The 19,774-nt window shown below is 36.1% G+C and carries 11 protein-coding genes; 3 read left to right on the top strand and 8 right to left on the bottom strand.

All coding sequences use genetic code 11. From position 1 onward, the window contains the following. The first annotated feature begins 397 nt into the window (after nt 1-397). Nucleotides 398-2,386: an FAD-dependent oxidoreductase gene (locus tag VKJ25_RS22030; protein ID WP_483143751.1), complete on the top strand. Its 1,989-nt coding sequence runs from the start codon at nt 398-400 to the stop codon at nt 2,384-2,386. A gap of 305 nt (nt 2,387-2,691) precedes the next feature. Here VKJ25_RS22030 and VKJ25_RS22025 read toward each other — a convergent pair whose 3' ends face one another. The 4 genes from VKJ25_RS22025 to VKJ25_RS22010 form a co-directional block, all read right to left on the bottom strand. Next, complete coding sequence (locus VKJ25_RS22025; RefSeq protein WP_324238794.1) at nt 2,692-2,985, bottom strand: hypothetical protein; 294 nt, start codon at nt 2,983-2,985, stop codon at nt 2,692-2,694. Nucleotides 2,986-3,099: 114 nt separating this feature from the next. Next, entirely contained in the window at nt 3,100-5,730 is a 2,631-nt protein-coding gene (adhE, locus tag VKJ25_RS22020; protein ID WP_324238793.1) for a bifunctional acetaldehyde-CoA/alcohol dehydrogenase, read from the bottom strand. Between the two features lie 292 nt (nt 5,731-6,022). Beyond that, a complete protein-coding gene (locus VKJ25_RS22015; protein ID WP_324238792.1) occupies nt 6,023-6,313 on the bottom strand; it encodes a hypothetical protein in 291 nt (96 codons plus the stop codon). Nucleotides 6,314-7,167: 854 nt separating this feature from the next. Continuing rightward, nucleotides 7,168-9,594 (bottom strand): phosphoketolase family protein, encoded by a 2,427-nt coding sequence (locus tag VKJ25_RS22010; RefSeq protein WP_324238791.1) that lies wholly within the window; start codon nt 9,592-9,594, stop codon nt 7,168-7,170. A 1,079-nt stretch (nt 9,595-10,673) separates the two neighbouring features. Between VKJ25_RS22010 and pta the strand changes: the two genes are divergently transcribed. Together pta and VKJ25_RS22000 are read left to right on the top strand one after the other, a co-directional pair. Continuing rightward, nucleotides 10,674-12,800, top strand: coding sequence for a phosphate acetyltransferase (pta, locus tag VKJ25_RS22005; RefSeq protein WP_324238790.1), 2,127 nt, complete (start codon nt 10,674-10,676; stop codon nt 12,798-12,800). A 631-nt stretch (nt 12,801-13,431) separates the two neighbouring features. Beyond that, nucleotides 13,432-13,686 (top strand): hypothetical protein, encoded by a 255-nt coding sequence (locus VKJ25_RS22000; RefSeq protein ID WP_324238789.1) that lies wholly within the window; start codon nt 13,432-13,434, stop codon nt 13,684-13,686. Nucleotides 13,687-13,835: 149 nt separating this feature from the next. On the opposite strand, the gene VKJ25_RS21995 is transcribed toward VKJ25_RS22000, so the two are convergent. The 4 genes from VKJ25_RS21995 to VKJ25_RS21980 all read right to left on the bottom strand — a co-directional run bounded on the left by VKJ25_RS21995 (nt 13,836) and on the right by VKJ25_RS21980 (nt 19,735). Beyond that, nucleotides 13,836-15,050 (bottom strand): McrC family protein, encoded by a 1,215-nt coding sequence (locus VKJ25_RS21995; RefSeq protein ID WP_324238788.1) that lies wholly within the window; start codon nt 15,048-15,050, stop codon nt 13,836-13,838. A gap of 470 nt (nt 15,051-15,520) precedes the next feature. Beyond that, entirely contained in the window at nt 15,521-17,146 is a 1,626-nt protein-coding gene (locus VKJ25_RS21990; RefSeq protein WP_324238787.1) for an McrB family protein, read from the bottom strand. 23 nt (nt 17,147-17,169) lie between these two features. After that, nucleotides 17,170-17,649 carry an ASCH domain-containing protein gene (locus VKJ25_RS21985; protein WP_324238786.1) on the bottom strand — a complete coding sequence of 160 codons (480 nt, stop codon included), beginning with the start codon at nt 17,647-17,649 and terminating at the stop codon, nt 17,170-17,172. Further along, nucleotides 17,627-19,735: a GNAT family N-acetyltransferase gene (locus tag VKJ25_RS21980; protein ID WP_324238785.1), complete on the bottom strand. Its 2,109-nt coding sequence runs from the start codon at nt 19,733-19,735 to the stop codon at nt 17,627-17,629. The genes VKJ25_RS21985 and VKJ25_RS21980 overlap by 23 nt, the downstream gene beginning before the upstream one ends. Nucleotides 19,736-19,774 lie beyond the last annotated feature (39 nt).

Here is a 19,774-nt window from a genome sequence, read left to right as displayed (position 1 = left end):
TTATTATTAGTGAACCCAGAAACCCGGTTTCTTTGGGGAAATCCTAGATAAACCCGCCCCCCACAATATGTAAACCCGCCAATACCAGATTTTGATGTTGTAGAAAAAAGGGCGGGTTTAGGTAAATCTGGGTTTAACTAGGAAAATCTGTGATTAAACCCGCCCCCATAATATGTAAACCTGCCAATACCATATTTTGATGTTGTAGAAAAAAGGGCGGGTTTAGGTAAATATGGGATGAACTAGGAAAATCTGTGATTAAACCCGCCCCCACAATTAAAAAATGTATTATTAGTGAACCCAGAAACCCGGTTTCTTTGCGAAAATCCTGAAAAATGTATTATAATTTCTGTCTATTAACAACTAACCTAAATATTATGCTAAAAAAAAACAACCAATAATTAGTCTCATCCTCAGCATATTCTCCCTAACTCCAACTATCGCCCCCACCTTAGCAGCACCACCTCGTACCCCAGACCAAGAAGAAACCTGCGAAATCTTAATCATCGGTGGTGGGTTAGCAGGAGCAGCAACCGCTTACGAATCACTATTAGCAGGTCGTACCGTTTGTATGACCGAAATTACCGACTGGGTAGGCGGTCAAATTTCCTCCCAAGGAACTTCTGCTCTCGACGAACGTCCAACTCAACGCAGTCTCCTATTTTATCCCCGTGGTTATCTAGAGTTACGGGAACGCATTGAGAAAAAGTATGGTAGACAAAATCCTGGCAACTGTTGGGTCAGTGTCTCCTGTTTTATGCCTTATGATGGTCATGGTATTCTATTTCAGATGTTACAGGATGCTGCCAAAAAAGGTAAAGGCGAATTAAAATGGTTCCCTAATACGGTTGTCAAAGAATTAGACATTTCTAATAATCAGATCAACAGAGCGATCGCTATCCAACATCAACCAGCACCAAACACTCCACCCATAAACACGGAACCCCTATCTCAAACTATTGAAGATGCTTACCGTTACGAAAACTCATCCAGATTTAATAAAACCATAATTCAGTTTGTACCCAAACCATCTCCAGAAAAAAGAGGTGGTGCAGACTGGTACGTTGTGGAAGCAACCGAAACCGGAGAAATTATTGCTCTAGCAGATGTTCCTTATCGTCTCGGTATCGATCCCCAAAGTCACCTCAACCCTTCATCGCCCGTTGACAGTACAGACTCATACTGTACTCAAGGTTTTACTTACACCTTCGCGATGGAGGCAACCGAAAAACCCCAAACCCATATTAAACCACCATTTTACGATATATACGCTCCCTACTATAGTTATGAGTTATCCAGATTAGCTAGTTTCAACTTAGTTTTCACATATCGGCAAATCTGGGCAGTCGAACCAGATGCACCCCAACCCCCTAGTGCCAAAGAACGCACTATTTTTCCTGGGGATATTTCCATGCAAAATTGGACTTGGGGAAATGACTACCGCCCTGGAAACCCAGACGATAACTTGATTTATAGTCGAAAGCAACTGGAAGCTACAGGGCAACTGCAACCAGGTGGTTGGATGGGAGGTTTGCGCACCGAAACCCTCCGTCGAGGTGAAGAAAATGCTCTCGGTTATTTTTATTGGTTGGTTGAGGGAACTACCGACTCCCAGTTAGGGGAAGGGGTGAAGAAAAAATATCCCAACCATCGTTTTTTAACTGGGTTTGATGCACCCATGGGAACAGCTCATGGGTTATCGAAATATCCTTATATGCGGGAAGGGCGACGTATTATTGGTCGTGTGGGGAAAACTCGCCCCAATGGTTTTATGGTAAATGAGGTTGATATTGCCAAAAAGAATTTTCGGGATGATTTTTATCGGCAAAATTTATCACCTGAGCGTTTTGAGTCTTTGCAAAAAGTAGTTGGTAATTTGATAGCGGAAAATGTAGACACTAAGTCACCAGAAGATATTCCTCAAAGAGTCAGAGCAACTGTGTTTCCTGATAGCGTAGGAATAGGTCATTATGCGATAGATTTTCATCCTTGCATGACCAAAAATCCAGCAGAAGCACCAGGTAATAGGGAACGAGAAGGTATTAGGAGAGGTCAAGGTTCTGCTTATCCTTTTCAAATTCCTTTACGAGCAATGATTCCTCAAAAAATTGATAATTTGTTGGTAGCTGGAAAGACTATTGCCACGAGTTATATTGCTGCTGCTGCTTATCGGGTTCATTCTTTTGAATGGTCTGCTGGTGCTGCTGCTGGTACAACAATTGATTTTGTTTTAGATAAGGGTATTTTTCCTTATGAATTAGTTGATGAAATTCCTTTGGTAGAGAAGGAATTAGAGGAATTACAAGGCTTTTTGCAGGAAAATGGGAATCCAACTGCTTTTCCTGGAACTTCTATTTTTAATAATTCTTGGGATGAATGGAAATAGAAACTAATAATTAATAATTATTTGTAACAGAGCCTTCGTTTACTGTAACAACCACCGAAGGTTGTGTTACTAATTATGACTAACAACCTTTTGGATAATTAATAATTAATAGTTATTTGTAACAGAGCCTTCGTTTGCTGTAACAACCACCGAAGGTTGTGTTACTAATATTGATAATTAATAATGAAAAATATAGCAATTCTCGCTTATTTTTAGCAAAAATAAAACTAGGATTGTTATCTGTCTAATTATCCATTATCCCTGTTTAGTAGCTGATAATCTTGTGAACACAAGCGATCGCTACTTTATTCATCAACCTCAAATAAAGACCAAGGTAAAGAGGAGAAAAGATTTTTGCCCTTGTTTCGTACCTCAACCCAACCTAAATCTACGGTGTAAGAACCACCGAAGTTTGTGCCACAGGTAACACAGCCTTCGTTTGCTGTAACAAAGCTGTAAGAACCACCGAAGTTTGTACCACAGGTAACACAGCCTTCGTTTGCTGTAACAAAGCTGTAAGAACCACCGAAGTTTGTACCACAGGTAACACAGCCTTCGTTTGCTGTAAGAACCACCGAAAGTTGTGCTACAGGTAACACAGCCTTCGTTTGCTGTAAGAACCACCGAAAGTTGTGCTACAGGTAACACAGCCTTCGTTTGCTGTAAGAACCACCGAAAGTTGTGCTACCAAATGAAACTTATCTAATTATTAATTATTCTACTGCTGCTTCCTCCTTACTTGTCACTTCCGAACCAGTTAAGTCACCATAATAAGCATTAGTCAACAACTGCTTAATATCACTAATCAAAGGATAACGAGGATTGGAACCCGTACATTGATCATCAAAAGCTTGATCTGCTAAATCTTCCAACTTGGCAAAAAATTCGGCCTCACTGACTGACACCACATCCTTGATTCCCTTGGGAATACCTACTTGACTCTTCAAGTCTTCAATAGCAGCAATCAATAAATCTACCTTTTCATCCTCAGTTTCTCCACCCAATGATAAATAATCAGCAATTTGAGAATAACGCCATTTAGCATTAGGATATTTATACTGAGAAAAAGTAGCTTGTTTGAATGGTGCATCGGTAGCATTGTAACGAATAATATGAGAAATCATCAACGCATTTGCCAAACCGTGGGGAACATGAAAAATAGCTCCTAACTGGTGCGCAATAGAATGACAAATTCCCAAAAAGCTGTTAGCAAAAGCCATCCCGGCAATAGTGGCAGCATAGTGCATTTTTTCTCGTGCTTTAGGATCATTAGCACCATTGTTATAAGCAGAAGGCAGATATTTAAAAATTAATCCAATAGCTTTCAACGCCAAACCGTTCGTATATTCAGAAGCTAAGACCGAAACATAAGCTTCCACCGCATGAGTCAAAGCATCTATACCACCAAAAGCAGTCAAACCTTTCGGCATATTTAACACCAACTCTGGATCTACGATTGCCATACTAGGAGTCAAAGCATAATCTGCCAAAGGATACTTAATATCATTTTGGCGGTCTGTAACCACCGCAAAAGGCGTAACTTCTGAACCTGTACCCGAAGTCGTAGGTATTGCTACCAAAATAGCTTTCTCACCCAAAGCTGGTAACTCATAAACCCGTTTGCGGATATCCATAAACCGCATTGCCAAACCTTCAAACTCAATTTCTGGATGTTCGTACATTAACCACATAATTTTAGCAGCATCCATCGGCGAACCTCCACCGATAGCAATAATCACATCAGGATTAAACTTGCGCATCAAATCCAAACCCCGGTTCACAGTATCCAAAGAAGGATCGGGTTCCACATCATAAAAGATGTCATATTTAATTTCAAGTTCATCCAAGACATTTTCTAAACCACGAGTCATCCCCAGTTCATAGATAGGTTTGTCAGTGACAACGAACGCCCGTTTTTTACCTGCCAACTCTCGCATCGCCACAGGTAACGCTCCATATTTAAAGTAAATTTTGGGGGGAACGCGGAACCATAACATATTTTCCCGACGTTCTGCTACTGTTTTAATATTCAAAAGATGGTGAGGTTCAACGTTTTCGCTGACAGAGTTACCACCCCAAGTTCCACAACCAAGAGTTAGGGAAGGATCGAGACGGAAATTATAGATATCGCCGATCGCTCCTTGGGAAGAAGGAGTATTAATCAAAACCCTTGCTGTTTCCACCGTATCTTCAAATCGTTTAATATGCTCTGTATTAGCAGGGGAAGTATATAGAGCTGCGGTATGTCCGCGTCCACCAAATTCTACTAAACTTTCGGATTTGTCTACAGCTTCCTCAAAGGTACTTGCATGATACATTGCTAAAATGGGAGAGAGTTTTTCGTAAGCAAAAGGTTCTTCTTTATTGATATCTTCCACTTCACCAATAATTACCCTAGTTGTTTCTGGGATAGAGAAACCAGCCATTTCCGCAATTTTTTGTACTGTTTGCCCAACTACTTCTGCATTCAATCGTCCGTTGACAATAATTTTGCTCCGCAGTTTATCTTTTTCTTCTGGTGTTAAAAAATGAGCGCCACGATCAATAAATTCTTGTTTGACTGTATCATAAACACTATCAACTACAACGACTGATTGTTCGCTAGCACAAATCATCCCATTGTCAAAGGTTTTGCTGAGAATAATTGAAGAAACTGCCATTTTGATATCAGCGGTTTCGTCAATCAAAGCCGGAGTATTACCAGCACCAACTCCCAGGGATGGATGACCAGAAGAATAGGCAGCTTTAACCATTCCCGGTCCACCGGTAGCCAGAATTAATTTAATTTCTGAGTGTTGCATCAGTTGTTGAGATAGAGGTAATGTTGGTTCATCTATCCAACCAATAATGTCTTCTGGCGCTCCTGCTGCAACTGCTGCTTCCAGAACTACTTTAGCTGCTGCGGTAGTACATTTTTTAGCTCTGGGGTGAGGAGAAAATATGATAGCGTTACGAGTTTTGAGAGTAATTAATGATTTAAAAATTGCTGTGGAGGTGGGATTAGTTGTGGGAACTATTCCAGCCAAAATTCCTACAGGTTCAGCAATTTTTTGAAAGCCAAAAGATTTGTCTTCTTCGATAATTCCACAGGTTTTTTCGTTTTTGTATTTGTTATAAATAATTTCTGAAGCAAAGTGATTTTTAATTACTTTGTCTTCTATTAATCCCATACCTGTTTCTGTGGCTGCCATTTTAGCTAGAGGAATCCTAGCTGCATTAGCTGCTAAGGCCGCTTTTTTGAAGATATAGTCTACTTGTTCTTGAGTATAAGTAGCGTATTTTTGTTGTGCTATTTTTACTCTTTGTATTAGTTCTTCGAGTTGTTGTTCGTTATTTACTAACATATTTTTTCCTGATCCTAATTTGGGCTTTTTTTGGGTCTAAGATTTAGATCTATTTATATTATAATTCGATTCTTTTGTTATGGGGTGAATTTTATTTAATTTTCTCAATTTTTTTAGTTAATAAATATTTATTAAGTTGAATTTTATTAACTTGAAGTTAGTATAAAATGTAGAGGGTTTTCATTGGTGAAAATTATTACTTTTTATGATCTTTCTGCAAATCTTTATGGAAGATAGTCTATAATATTAAATTATCTATAGTATTCATTATAGATAGAATCGGGTTAAATACTTATTGTATCAGAAGATATCCCCCCAACCCCTTGTCATTCATAAACCAAATCCGGTTGTCTCCAGTTTTTTCATTACGCCAGAGAATGTCTGCTACTCCATCACTATTAAAATCAAAACGAGCAGGTTCAAACTCACGAGTAATTCTGCTACCAAACAAGTCATCGTTATCGCGATCATCCCCTGATACGATGCTGTCTGGAGCAGGATTATCTGTGTTAGTATCAGTAGCATTGTTAGAGGAAAATGTAGTGACGCCATCAAAGGTAACAGTAGGGAGAGAAGTGGGCATCCCCTGGTCGCTACCATCCGGGTTTTCATCGGTGAGTTTCGTAAGTACTTACAAATAGGTTATTTTTTCTCAACTGTTAAGTATCCTATAAAAATTTACATAAATTTAGAAATTGTGCATAGTTTTATCTTTTGCATAATTCCCGATCGCTTAGTAGGGGCAAACGGCAGTTTGCCCCTACTAGATTGGGAGGATAGCTTTTGTAGGATGCGTTACATTTCATTAACACACCCTACTAGACTGACTAATTTGTTGACGTTGAAAGTAAGGTCTCTAGGGGGTTTGGAGACCAAACCCCTACGTTCTGAAATTTTACTTATGCTAGGGAAGACCTCTCCCCGTAACTCCCCCCTTTCAAAGCTATCCCTTACCCATAACTCCTGAAACCCTTGTGGGAGGGTGGGGAGGATGGGGAAGAGGGGGAGGATGGGGAGGAAGAATCTTGCCTACAGCTCTCAAAAAAATGTATTTTTCAATCAGTTTTCTCCCAAAAAAGCCTTTAAGAGACTTACCCATAACTCGTCTTTTTTGTCAAGTTTTATGTTAAGAAAGATGTTTATAAAGCATAGCTTTCAAAGGGGGGTTGGGGGGGATAGAAAAGGGGTTGGGAGGATGGCTATTTTGTATGGTGCGTTACGCTACGCTAACACACCCTACTGGGTTGTTTCACCTTAAATGGTGCATTAGGGAGTAGGGGAGTAGGGGAGTGGGGGAAAAAGATTATTGTTGGGTTTCGTCCCTCAACCCAACCTACATCTATTGAACTAGGGGGTTTGGAAACCAAACCCCTACGTTCTGAAATTTTACTTATTCTAGATGAATTCTAACTTTTGAATTTTGAATTTTGAATTCACCTAATAAGGCCATTTCCAACTATCGATATCAGGTCGGTCAACACCATATTCATAAGCATAATTTTGACAATCTATTTGCTCATTCCGGAAATGTTCTTTCGCGTGAGCGCCTGCAACTTTTAACTTATCAACTCGTTCGATCACATCCATCGCAATACTAAAGCGGTCAATATTGTTCCGAATCGCTAATTCCAAAGGTGTATTAATATTACCCTTTTCCTTATAACCCCGGACATGGAGATTATCGTGATTCGTGCGACGGTAAGTATAGCGGTGAATCAACCAAGGATAACCGTGGAAGTTAAAGATAATTGGTTTATCCAGAGTAAACAAACTATCAAACTCGCGATCGCTCAATCCATGAGGATGTTCTGTATCCGGTTGTAACTTAAATAAATCAACCACATTAATAAAGCGAATCTTCAAGTCAGGGAAAGCTTCCCGTAACATCACATTAGCAGCTAAAGCTTCCTTAGTCGGAATATCCCCAGCAGTTGCCAATACCACATCAGGTTCTACTCCATCATCATTACTTGCCCAATCCCAAATACCAAGACCTTTAGTACAATGCTTAACCGCAGCATCCATATCCATGTACTGCAAATGCTGCTGTTTGTCAGAAACAATCACATTAACATAATTCTTACTCCGCAAACAGTGGTCAGCAACCGATAACAAACAGTTCACATCAGGCGGTAAATAAATCCGAGTTACCGCCGGAGTCTTATTAGAAATCACATCTAAGAAACCAGGGTCTTGGTGAGTAAACCCATTATGGTCTTGTCGCCAAACAGTAGAAGTAATCAATAAATTCAAAGAAGGAACCTTTTGACGCCAACTTAACTCATTGCACTTCTCAATCCACTTCGCGTGTTGACCTACCATGGAGTCAATTACATGAACAAACGCCTCATAAGTCGCAAAAAAGACGTGCCTTCCAGTCAACACATATCCTTCCATCCAACCTTCCAGAGTGTGTTCGCTCAACATTTCCATCACGCGACCATCTCGTGCCAGTTCTCCACCATCCAAATCTTCTGGTAAAAACTCTGCCATCCAAGTCTTCTTACTGACTTCATAAATAGCATCCAGTTTATTAGAAGTATTTTCATCAGGTCCGAATACCCGGAAATTGTTGATATTATTGCGCATAACATCCCGGAGAAACACACCCAACGGACGAGTATTTTCTGCCTCTGTAGTTCCAGGTTTATCTACATCTGCACCATATTCCCGGAAATTAGGCAGATTCAAATCCTTGCAGAGGATACCACCATTAGCATGAGGATTCGCACTCATCCGACGCGCACCATAAGGAGCTATTTCTCTTAATTCTGGTTTAAATTTACCATTTTCATCAAATAGTTCCTCTGGTTTGTAGCTACGCATCCACTCTTCCAACATTTTGAGATGTTCTGGATTTTTTGCCACATCCTTCATCGGTACTTGGTGCGCTCGCCAAAAACCTTCGATTTTGTGTCCATCAATTTCTCCAGGACATGACCATCCTTTAGGAGTCCGGAACACAATCATCGGCCATCGTGGCAAATCTGCGTTACCAGAATTTCGTGCTTGCTCTTGAATACCTTTGATTTCTTGAACGCAGTGATCCAAGGTGGCAGCCATTGCTTGGTGCATACTGTCTGGGTCAGACCCTTCCACAAAATATGGCTGATAACCATAACCCAAAAATAGATTTTTTAAATCTTCATGGTTAATTCTAGATAAAATTGTTGGGTTGTTAATTTTATACCCATTCAAATGGAGGATTGGTAGCATTGCACCATCTGTAATGGGATTGATAAATTTATTGGAATGCCAAGACGTTGCCAGAGGCCCGGTTTCTGCTTCCCCATCTCCCACAACTGGCACAGAAATTAAATCTGGATTATCTAAAATTGTACCAGTAGCATGAGAAAGTACATAACCAAGTTCACCCCCCTCATGGATGGAACCTGGAGTTTCTGGGGTACAGTGACTACCAATACCACCAGGGAAAGAGAACTGTTTAAAGAATTTTTCTAGACCTTCTACATCTTGACTCTTGTCAGGATAGACCTCGGAATAAGTGTCCTCCAAATAAGTTGGAGCTAACACCCCTGGTGCGCCATGTCCAGGACCAGAGAGATATATCATATTGAGGTCAAACTTTTTAATAATTCGGTTGAGATGTATCCAGATGAAAGCTTGACCAGAACTTGAACCCCAATGTCCGAGAATTCGACTCTTAATATGTTCTGGTTGCAGAGGTTCCCGCAGCAGGGGATTCTTTTTTAGGTAAATCATCCCTACCATCAAATAGCAAGAAGCTCGCCAAAAAGCCTGCATTTTGTAGAGTTCATCAGGACTCAGAGGTGTGCCTTCAATGGTTGAACGCGCTGGACCAAAGGCACTTATTGAAGCAGTTCTGTCTGGAGTTGAGACCATTGTTTTCAGATTCCTTATAGAAAATTCTACTTTTTCAATCTAGGAAGCATAATAAATACGATTACTAGAATTGAAGACAGTAATCTTAGTCAAGTGACTATACTTTATTTGTACTATAAAACTGCTATAAAAGATGGTTAAATTTTGCTTAAATTTTGGCTCTACATATTATTATTTTTTTATCAAAATAAATTATTTCAGGACTTACGCAGGTTTACCTAGAAACCAGGTTTCTATGAGAAACGGGGTTTCTTTGCGTAAGTCCTGTTATGTTGAAATTTTGATAATTTTTTATTATAACAATTTTCTCAAAGAATGGTGCAAAAATGAAATTTTTATGAGAAAAAAAATAAGAAAAATTAAGGTTAATGGATAATGGATAATTGATAATAGATAATAGATAATAGATAATTAGAGATATAACAATTCTATTTTGTTCCTCTCAAAAATCTTAGTGCTATACTATTTAGAAATAGGTATTGATAATGAATAATTCATAAAAGGTACTGATAACTGATAAATTTACTTTTTAATTTATCAACCAAAATTTATTGGTAGATTATTATATATCAGGATTAAATGTATCTAAGAAAAAAAATGCAGTAATGGCAATATAAATGAACAGTAGTTGCTAAAAATAAAAGAATATTGCTACTATTGGGAAATAGGCATTAATAACTGATAATTAGATATATGGCAGTCCTATTTTATTCATGTCATATTTCTGGCAATCTAACCTATTTAAGAATTGTTATATTTTTCATTATTGACGTTGATAAATAAAGCTATGATTCTAAATTTGTACTATAAGAAACCTGGTTGATTCGAGAAAGATTTCAATAAGGCATCAGCATCTAATACAAACCCAGTTTTTATAACTGAAAAAGCTCATAACTAAAATGAAAACAAATGTAGTAATAGCAATACTCCTTCTTTACCCATTCTGACTTCTGTCTCCTGACTCCTTCTTACTCATTTAGAAATTTTTAAGTTCAAATTATTTCTTTTTCTTGACTATTTATTCCTCATTCTGACTCCTGACTCCTGTCTCCTGACTCCTTCTTTAACTGATAACTGAAATGACAATATCTCTCTATATCGCTACCCTTGAAGCATACAGTGGTAAAGCTTTACTATCATTAGGAATTATAGAACAAGCTTTACTAAAAACAACTAAAGTCGGTTTTTTTCGACCTTTGATTAGAGATACATTAACAGGTAATAAAGACAAAGACATTGACCTAATTATTACTCAATTTAATTTGCAACAAAACTCTGAGGACTCTTATGGTTTATCAGAAAGCGAAGCAATTAAACTTATTAATCAGCATCAACATGAGCAAATTTTAGAGAAAATTATTACTAAATACAAAGCATTAGAAGCAAATTGTGATTTTATTCTCTGCGAATGTTCTGATTATTTAGGTCGAAGTTTAGCTTGGGAATTAGATATTAATCGGGAAATTGTCAAAAATTTAGGTTGTCCGATTATTCTCTTGACTAATGGTTATCAAAAAAGCATCGAAGAAATAACCAGTACCATTAAAATTACCCTAGATGCTTATCAAGAGAAAAATTTTCCAATAATGGGAATTGTTGTTAATAAAGTTGTCTCAGAACAAGTTAATGAACTTAAAGAAATATTAATATCTAAATATCAAAAACTCAACTATTTAGTGTCTGTAATTCCTTATACTTCCAAACTTAACAATCCACGAGTTAGGGAAATAGCAACCCAACTTAAAGCATCCTTAATAAATGGAAAAGAGAAATTAGATAATCTTGTGTCTGACTATTTAGTAACAGCAATGGAAGTTTCTAATGCCTTAAATTGGTTGCAAGAAGATCAATTAATCATTACTTCTGGCGATCGCGGCGACATAATATTAGCAATGTTACAAGCAGAGCGTTCGAAAAACTATCCCTCTCTAGCAGGAATTTTGCTATCGGGAGGTATTTCTCCTGCGCCATCAATTCTGAAATTAATTGATGGTTTACCTCATTCTCTACCCATTCTCTCAGTAGAAACCGATACTTACACTACTGCTACTCAAGCAAAAGAAGTAATAGGTTCCATTGTTGGCGGGGATATGGAAAAAATTAGTTTGAGTCTAGAATTATTTAGCAAGTATGTTGATGGCACCAAATTAGAAAACAGGTTGCGTGAAATTAAATATCATGGTATGACTCCCAAAATGTTTATTTACAATTTGCATCAACAAGCAAAAATTATCAAAAAGCACATTGTCTTACCAGAAGGAGAAGAGCCTCGTATTCTGCAAGCAGCGTCCTTTCTTCTCAGTCAAGAAATGGTTAATTTAACACTCTTAGGTAATCCCAAAAACATTGAAAGTTCTATCATAAAAAATGGCATTAACTTAGATGCTAACACTCTCAAAATCATTGAACCGAACCAACATCCGAAATTCCAGGAATATGCCGAAACTTTCTATGAACTCAGAAAACATAAAGGCATAACCCTGGATGCAGCTAAAGATTACATGAGAGATGTATCTTACTTTGGTACAATGATGGTTCAATGTGGAGATGCTGACGGTATGGTTTCCGGTGCAGTGCATACAACTCAACATACTATCAGACCAGCACTCCAAATTATTAAAACTAAACCAGGTTTTTCTCTAGTTTCCTCCGTCTTTTTTATGTGTTTGCCAAATCACGTTTTAGTCTATGGAGACTGTGCAGTTAATCCTCATCCCAACCCCGAAGAATTAGCAGAAATAGCTTTAGCTTCCGCAGAAACTGCCTCTATGTTTGGCATTGAACCCAAAGTTGCTCTGTTATCCTATTCTTCAGGTGCTTCCGGAAAAGGAGAAGAAGTCGAAAAAGTCCGTCAAGCAACAGCGATCGCCAAACAACGGCAACCAGACTTACTATTAGAAGGTCCGATCCAATATGATGCAGCAGTAGATGCTTCTGTAGCAGCTCAGAAAATGCCTGATTCTCAAGTTGCTGGACAAGCAACAGTATTTGTTTTTCCCGATTTGAATACAGGAAATAATACTTACAAGGCAGTGCAAAGAGAGACAGGAGCGATCGCTATCGGACCCATATTGCAAGGTTTGAAGAAACCAGTCAACGATCTGAGTCGCGGTTGTAAAGTTGAGGATATTATTAATACTGTAGCAATTACAGCTATTCAAGGACTTTGTTGCCCAAAATCAGAAAAAACTAGGAAGACACGGTAGGGGCGGGTTTTTGAGGAGATTTTTATACTACTCTAAGATTTACATAAACCCACCCCTACCAATCCTGATTCCCTAAAGCAGCATTTAAGATGAAACAGTCCAGTAGGGACGGGTTAAGGTTCCCGAAAAATCACCAGTGAGTTAAGGATTCTTATCTAGAAATTAGACAAACCGGCCCCCGGGGAGGTTTGTCTAAACCTTAGAGTAGTATAAAAATCGACCCATAAACCCGCCCCTACCCCATGCACCATTTTCGATGAAATAGTCCAGTAGGGTGCTTTTTCCGCGCTTGAGCGGACATGGAAAGCGTAGCAGTCCCTATACGATAACGCTGCGCGACATGAAAAGCGCACTTCGTAAGGCACCAATACACCTTATGTAGTGCCTTTGCGTAAGTGCTGTAATTATTAATAACAGAAATTTTGAGGATGGTAAAGTACAGTCATCTGTAACACAGCCTTCGTTTACTGTAAAGTCATCTGTAACACAGCCTTGGTTTACTGTAACAACCTGGAAGGTTGTGTTACCAATATTACTAAATAAAATTTTGCACCTCACGCGTCTCCGAAATTTCTGTAATTATTAATTCCTTAACCCTAATGGTATTGAGGAAGATTTTGGTGCAGGAGACTTGATTTTTGCAGCACCAGAAAGAGGAGGTATATTTGCTGTCTTACAGAATACTCCAAATTTAGATGTCAATGATTTTGTGGTTACAGAGACAGATTTTGCTTTTCCCGGTCTAATGCCGCTTCCGCTACTAGATGGTGTCGTTGCCGAACCAGCTATTGCTGAATCTACTCCATCTCCTGTAGTCGTAGAAACAGTTCCTGAAGTAATAGCAGATGTTGCTGCCTCTATGTTGAATGGTTCTGGTATAGTTTAATGAGTGAAACTTTAAAGAATGGAAAGGGAAAATCAAATTCATTAAAACCCCTTTGAAAAAAAGAAAAGAAGGTGTTTGTCAAGAACGGGTATAATTTTCCAACAAAGTAGGGACGTTCCATGGAAGGTCCCTACAGGGTTATTATTTTTTTAACGTGGTTCATTATATTTGATTAATTCTGCTAAAAAAGATTGACCAGCTTTTTCCAGATCGGAGTCGAGAGCAAATGTCAAACTACGCAATCTGACTTGACTTTCACCAACTAATTGATTGATATGATTAGTTAATTTATGAGGATAAATCAAAATAGCTTGGTGACATTTTTTATAAGTTGCATAAGCGACTACTTGATGAATATCATCTGTGGATGGTCTGCTATTTAACTTATATTTAGTATCAAGAATATAAACAACTTTATGAGTTTTTACTTCATAAATAACTAGATCGATTTGACAATAAATTTTATCGTCAATAATATCTACTCTTTCTTGATATTGAAGTCTTAAATTTGAGGGTAGATGAATTTTTAACCATTCAGCTACAAATTTTTCATAGAGTTTAGCCATGTCTATTAAAAAAGGTAACATTGAATAATTACCCTGTTGATGACTAGCTCCAATATTATCTAAAAAAAATCGACATAAAGCGTGTAAAGTTTGATAGTCTTGATTCAAACGATGATATTTTCTATTTACACAATCCCTAGATTTAAAAGGTTGTAAATTTACTAAACCTTGCAATAGATGAAAAGCTTTTGCCACTATTGGGGCGACTTTTTCAGAACAGAAACCACTACGACCAATAATAAATAAAGTCCAAGCCAAAATTTGATTGTCAGAAATATTAGCAGTATGTTCTTGATAATCGCATTTCAACTTAACATCCCAGGGTTTTTGCATAACTTGCTGCATATTTAATCGCCCCCGAATATAAGTTAAATTTTCTGTTTTTGGCAGATAAGCGCGATAAAAACCTTTGCGACCTCGGTCTAATATTTTTTGAGCTAGAATATTAACTAAATAGTTATAAAATTCCTGTAGAGAATCGCAGTTAACTAAACCATCTAGGAAACAAAAACTTTTGATATTGTAGGCATATTCCAACATTCCAAATAGGTTATGAAGCGGTACTTTTGGTTTAAGAATGATATGAAATTCTGAAGTTATGGGAATATAACCCACATACCCTAGAGAAGTAAATTGCCATTTGTTTTTAGTTTTGGGAGTGGGAAATTCAACTTTAATTTTTTTGTCTTTTTCGTCGTATTCTTGCCATAATTTAGTGCCAATATCATAGTTTATTTTATCTGCTGGAAACTGGCGAAGTTTATATTCAGTAAGTTCGATTATTTGGGGATATTTCATATTAGAAAAAGGCAGCTATAACAGAGATTTTTTACAGTAGGGGATGTTTGGATAAGTGTGTATATAGTTTAGGAATTACGCAAAGAAACAGGTTTTTTAGGATAACCTTTGTTTTTAACAATAAACATTGGCGAAAAACCCGGTTTATGAGGTTTTATGCGTAAGTCCTGTAATTTTTTTATTATGACATTAAATATTTAGTTTTATCCCACCGAAACTTATCTACTTTTTCTGCTTGAGCAAAGAAATATTCCTCTAAATATGGTTCAATTTCCATTTGCCAAATATCTTGTATTTCCTCTTCAATATTTCTTCGGAGAAAGAAAGAAACATCAACTTGATAGTGAGGATCGTTTATTTATCAGTTGACTTATTCTCAAATTTTAATTAATTCTTCCATTGGAAAATATTCTTCTATTTCTTCATTGTATTCATAAAGAGATGTTTTGATAACTGTCTATCTAATTTTTTCATTCTAACATTAAATATTTAATTTTATCCCACCGAAACTCATCGACTTTTTCTGGTTGAGCAAAAAAATACTCCTCTAAATATGGTTCAATTTCCATTTGCCAAATATCTTGTATTTCCTCTTCAATATTTCTTCGGAGAAAGAAGGAAACACCGACTTGATAGTGAGGGTCGTTTATTTCTCGGTTGACTGCTTCTAAAATTTCAACTAATTGTTCTATTGGAAAATATTCTTCTATTTCTTCGTGATATTGGCGCAATATTTCGTAGTTAGGAAAAAGAGTGATAAAAGCAAACCGACGACGAAGTGCATGATCTACTAAAGCGATAGAGCGATCGGCAGTATTCATCGTGCCAATAATGCGAACATTTTCCGGAATACTGAATAATTCTTCACTACCGGCAAGGAAAATTTCTGCATCGCGGTATTCCAGGAGATACATAAGTTCGCCGAAAACTTGGGAAAGGTTAGCGCGGTTAATTTCATCTATAATGAGTACACAAGTATTTTGACAAAGTGCTGCTTTTTGACAAAATTTCAGAAAGCGACCTGGAACAACAGGATAGATGAGTTTACCATCTTCGCTCTGTGGTCGAATACCTTGAATAAAGTCTTCATAGGTGTACGCAGGATGAAATTGAATGATTTCCCAGAAACCGTCACCTTCACTGGTTAAATATTGAGCAAGTTTTTGAGCGAGGAAAGTTTTGCCTGTACCCGGTGAACCTTGAAAAATCGCTTGTTTTTTGCGGTCGATACCGCGTATCCATTGAGCGAGTTTTGTTTCTGGAAAACAGGTTTCTTGGGAACATTTAGTTAGAGTATATTCTGGTTGTAAATGAGTTACAGTTCGATTGATTTTTTCATCCTGATTAGTTTCATAAATATTGTCTGTATTGTTAATATTTTCACTAGGAAAATTATATTTTTTCACATCTACCAACCAATAACAAAACATATCAAACAAATCATCATCTCGCATAGCAGGTATATTTTGTTTCTGCATTTCTTTAGCTAATTCTAAAATTAGATTATGACCAGTGAGATTAATGTATGGGTATTCAGTTAAATCTTGAGTATATTTTGTGTTACTTAAATAATTAATTACTTTCGTTGATTTTTGATTAATTAAAAGAAAATTATCTGGTTTTAGTGCATTCAGAATAGGTGTCATTTTTCCTACTTTAAATCCTCCAGTATTTGGTAACTTAGAAAAATTTTTACAAGCTACTAAAAACTTCCGATCGTCTGTAATGCATAAAGTTACAAAAATATAAATTTCTCTAGCAATAACAGACCAATATTCTTGCTTTTCCCAAGGTTTATTTGTAGACCATTGAAACCATTCAGTTAAATCAATATTGTTTGATTCCGTCCTATGAATCCATGCACCCCTTTGTCGATTTTTAGGAGTATCAGTATGAGGCAAAAGTTTGAATCTAACCAACTCAGTTATGTCTTCCCCTTCCTTAAGAGCAGTAGTTATTTCTGCAAAATTCCGACGACCTTGTTGACGTTGTTTTTCATAAGAGGCTCTATGATTTAATCCTTCTGAACTATAGGGATATGAATCAGCAAATTCCTGGAAAAGTTGTATAAATAAAGTTAGTTGTTTAATTGCCATAGAGAGTTATTTTTATTTTTGAACTATTCAAAATCATAATCTACTAATCTCTTAATAATTTCCCATTCATCGGGTTTTAAATAACGGTAACTTTGAGGTGGTCTAAAATTTTTCAATTCTTGTCTTAGTTTTTCTAATTCGACTGGTTTTTTAAAGGTCTTGCTTTTTTTGAAAAATATTCCTATGCCAAACTTTACTCCTGAATAATAATCGTAAAATTCTTGAGAAGTAATTCCGGCTTTGTCCTCTACTTCATCCCAAAGATAAGAAACTTCTTTTTTAATAATGTTTTTGATTTTAAAGTAACCAACAACAGCTTTTTTAGGAGATGAAACATAAACTATTACTAAATCATCTTTATCTAGATCGGGAAAAACACGACGTAATTCAACTTTTTTTGTTCTCTCTTTGAAAATTTTATCAGCATATTTTGGCTTTATAGATAAAAGAACTGTATTTGGCATGATTGAAGTATCCCGATCAATTTTTGTTTGCTTTATCATATATTTTAGCAAATTGTTCTGGTGTTATTTTAAAAATTCCTTGAACAGTTATCTGTTTTTTTAGTATATCTTGAAGTTCTTTTAAAGTTATATAATTAGTGAATATTTGAGTATCACTAAATCGAATAGCCATTATATCTTCATTAGATTTATTCTTGGTTATTTTTATTAAATCTTCTAACTTATATACACCTAAATTACGAAATTGTCTATATAATTTTTCGGGTTTATCTACTATAACTTCATCTAATCGAGAACAAGCTTTAATTACTTTTGTTGTCCCGGATGGAAATTTTTCATCATTGCTGACATACCATATAATTCTACCAATTATACCAGGTTTTAAACCTCCTTTAGAACGATAAAATACAAGTTCACGTTTAAGTGCTAACTCAGTTTTAGAGCAAAATAAGTAATTATTAGCTAACTCTTCATCAAATAAATCTTTTGCCCAAAATGGTTTAATAGGAATAATCCATGTAGGCAGATTAGCATCAATTATTTTTGCCGGCCATAAGTATTTCTCTAAATTAAAATATAATTCTTTTTGCTGATTTTCATTTTCTAGCTTTTTCTGAAGAAGTTGAGATATTTTACGAAAAAAATCATATTCTTTTCCGAGACTAACAGCTAATTTTTCTAAATCTTCTGATAGTTGATTTGCTGTTTTAGCTATAGCCATATTAGCTCTTAAGTAAGTATGGTTAAATTCTACAAAAGTTCCATCTTGATGAATATTTCTAATAACTGTTTCTGGCAAGAATAGATCTGTTATCTTAGTAAAATTTCTTTTTTCTTTGGCAGAAATTGATATAGATTCAAAAACTAAATGATTAGCTATAGTGGCAGTTATAGAAGTATCTACAACTCTCATTAATGGAATTTCTAACTCATATTTTTTACGTCTATCATAAACAACTAAGGCTAAAGGTTGTTTTTCTCCTTCAAAAACTAAAAAACAATCAAATTTATCCGTCTCTGTAATAAAGCGAAGCATTTTTTGTTGAAACTCAGCCTTCTTTTCACCCAATTTATCAGCTCTAAAATATTCATTTAAAAACTTTTCTTGCCCTAAAGTAACACGGGCTTTTTGTAGTAAAGTACCTGCTAAACGAACAGGCTGATATTCTGTTTGCCTCCATATTTCATCCACTTGAAAAATCAAATCTCTAGGATGAATAATAGAAACATTAAATTGTTCATAAAATTCATCTGCTATGTCTAAGAGACTGTTATTACCAGTAACAAAAATGTAAACATCTGATGTAATAGCTTTATCTATATAACGAATATCAGACTCACTAATATTAATGTTTTTTTGATTAAAGAAATTTTTCAGAGACTGATATTGTGAGGAATCTATTTTATTGGTTGATAAAATAGTAAAGAGCTTTTTCGCTAGGTTAGTAAAATGCTTTCTCTCATCTTGATTGTCAAAAAATACATTTATTTTGTTAAATATTTCATCGGTCAAACATAACTGTAAGTCAGGAGATAACCAATCAGAAAGTAAAGATTCAGCGTCTTTATCATAGCGATCGCTATGATAGAAATCAAAGAAAATTTGTGAGTCTATCGCAACATATAATTTGTATTCACGTTGATGAGTAGTAGCATTAGAAAACAAATTTGAATGATGATGATCGAACCACCAATAAGCATTCGTTTTTCCAGGAGTTTTTGCTGGTTTATCATACTGAAAAACAAAACCTAGCTTAGACCAGAAATTACTTAAATTAAAATCACGACGACAAGTTAAACCAATACCACTATATTTTTCTTTAGTAATCTCAACTAGATAATCAAATAACTTTTTAGCTAATCCTTTACCTTGATAAGAATCAGCAATACATAAATGAATAATACCAACTCGATTATATGAAGTTGCTATTCTATATAATAAATATCCAACACAACTTTTTTTAGACTCAATAGCTACAATTATTTGCCCTTTTTCTGCGTGTTCTTTAAAAGCTTGCCTAGGGAAAAAACCTAGAGTTTTTCTATTAGCATCACCAAACTCAATAACAGTTGGCAAATAGGGAGATTTTTCGTCAATTTCTATAATTTTTATTTTTTCTGTCATTTTTTATCCTTTTTTAAATCACTTAAATCAATCTAATTA

Origin of the sequence: Okeania sp., assembly GCF_035285525.1 — a bacterium.
Classification (GTDB): Bacteria; Cyanobacteriota; Cyanobacteriia; order Cyanobacteriales; family Microcoleaceae; genus Trichodesmium.
This window is presented reverse-complemented; position numbering and strand designations above follow the sequence as displayed.

Excerpts from the sequence above, each read along its gene's own strand:
- adhE (WP_324238793.1), bottom strand. The coding sequence starts at position 5,730 with ATGTTAGTAAATAACGAACAACAACTCGAAGAACTAATACAAAGAGTA.
- VKJ25_RS22015 (WP_324238792.1), bottom strand. The coding sequence starts at position 6,313 with ATGCCCACTTCTCTCCCTACTGTTACCTTTGATGGCGTCACTACATTT.
- VKJ25_RS21980 (WP_324238785.1), bottom strand. The coding sequence starts at position 19,735 with ATGACAGAAAAAATAAAAATTATAGAAATTGACGAAAAATCTCCCTAT.
- VKJ25_RS22010 (WP_324238791.1), bottom strand. The coding sequence starts at position 9,594 with ATGGTCTCAACTCCAGACAGAACTGCTTCAATAAGTGCCTTTGGTCCA.
- VKJ25_RS21985 (WP_324238786.1), bottom strand. The coding sequence starts at position 17,649 with ATGATAAAGCAAACAAAAATTGATCGGGATACTTCAATCATGCCAAAT.
- VKJ25_RS21990 (WP_324238787.1), bottom strand. The coding sequence starts at position 17,146 with ATGGCAATTAAACAACTAACTTTATTTATACAACTTTTCCAGGAATTT.
- VKJ25_RS21995 (WP_324238788.1), bottom strand. The coding sequence starts at position 15,050 with ATGAAATATCCCCAAATAATCGAACTTACTGAATATAAACTTCGCCAG.
- pta (WP_324238790.1), top strand. The coding sequence starts at position 10,674 with ATGACAATATCTCTCTATATCGCTACCCTTGAAGCATACAGTGGTAAA.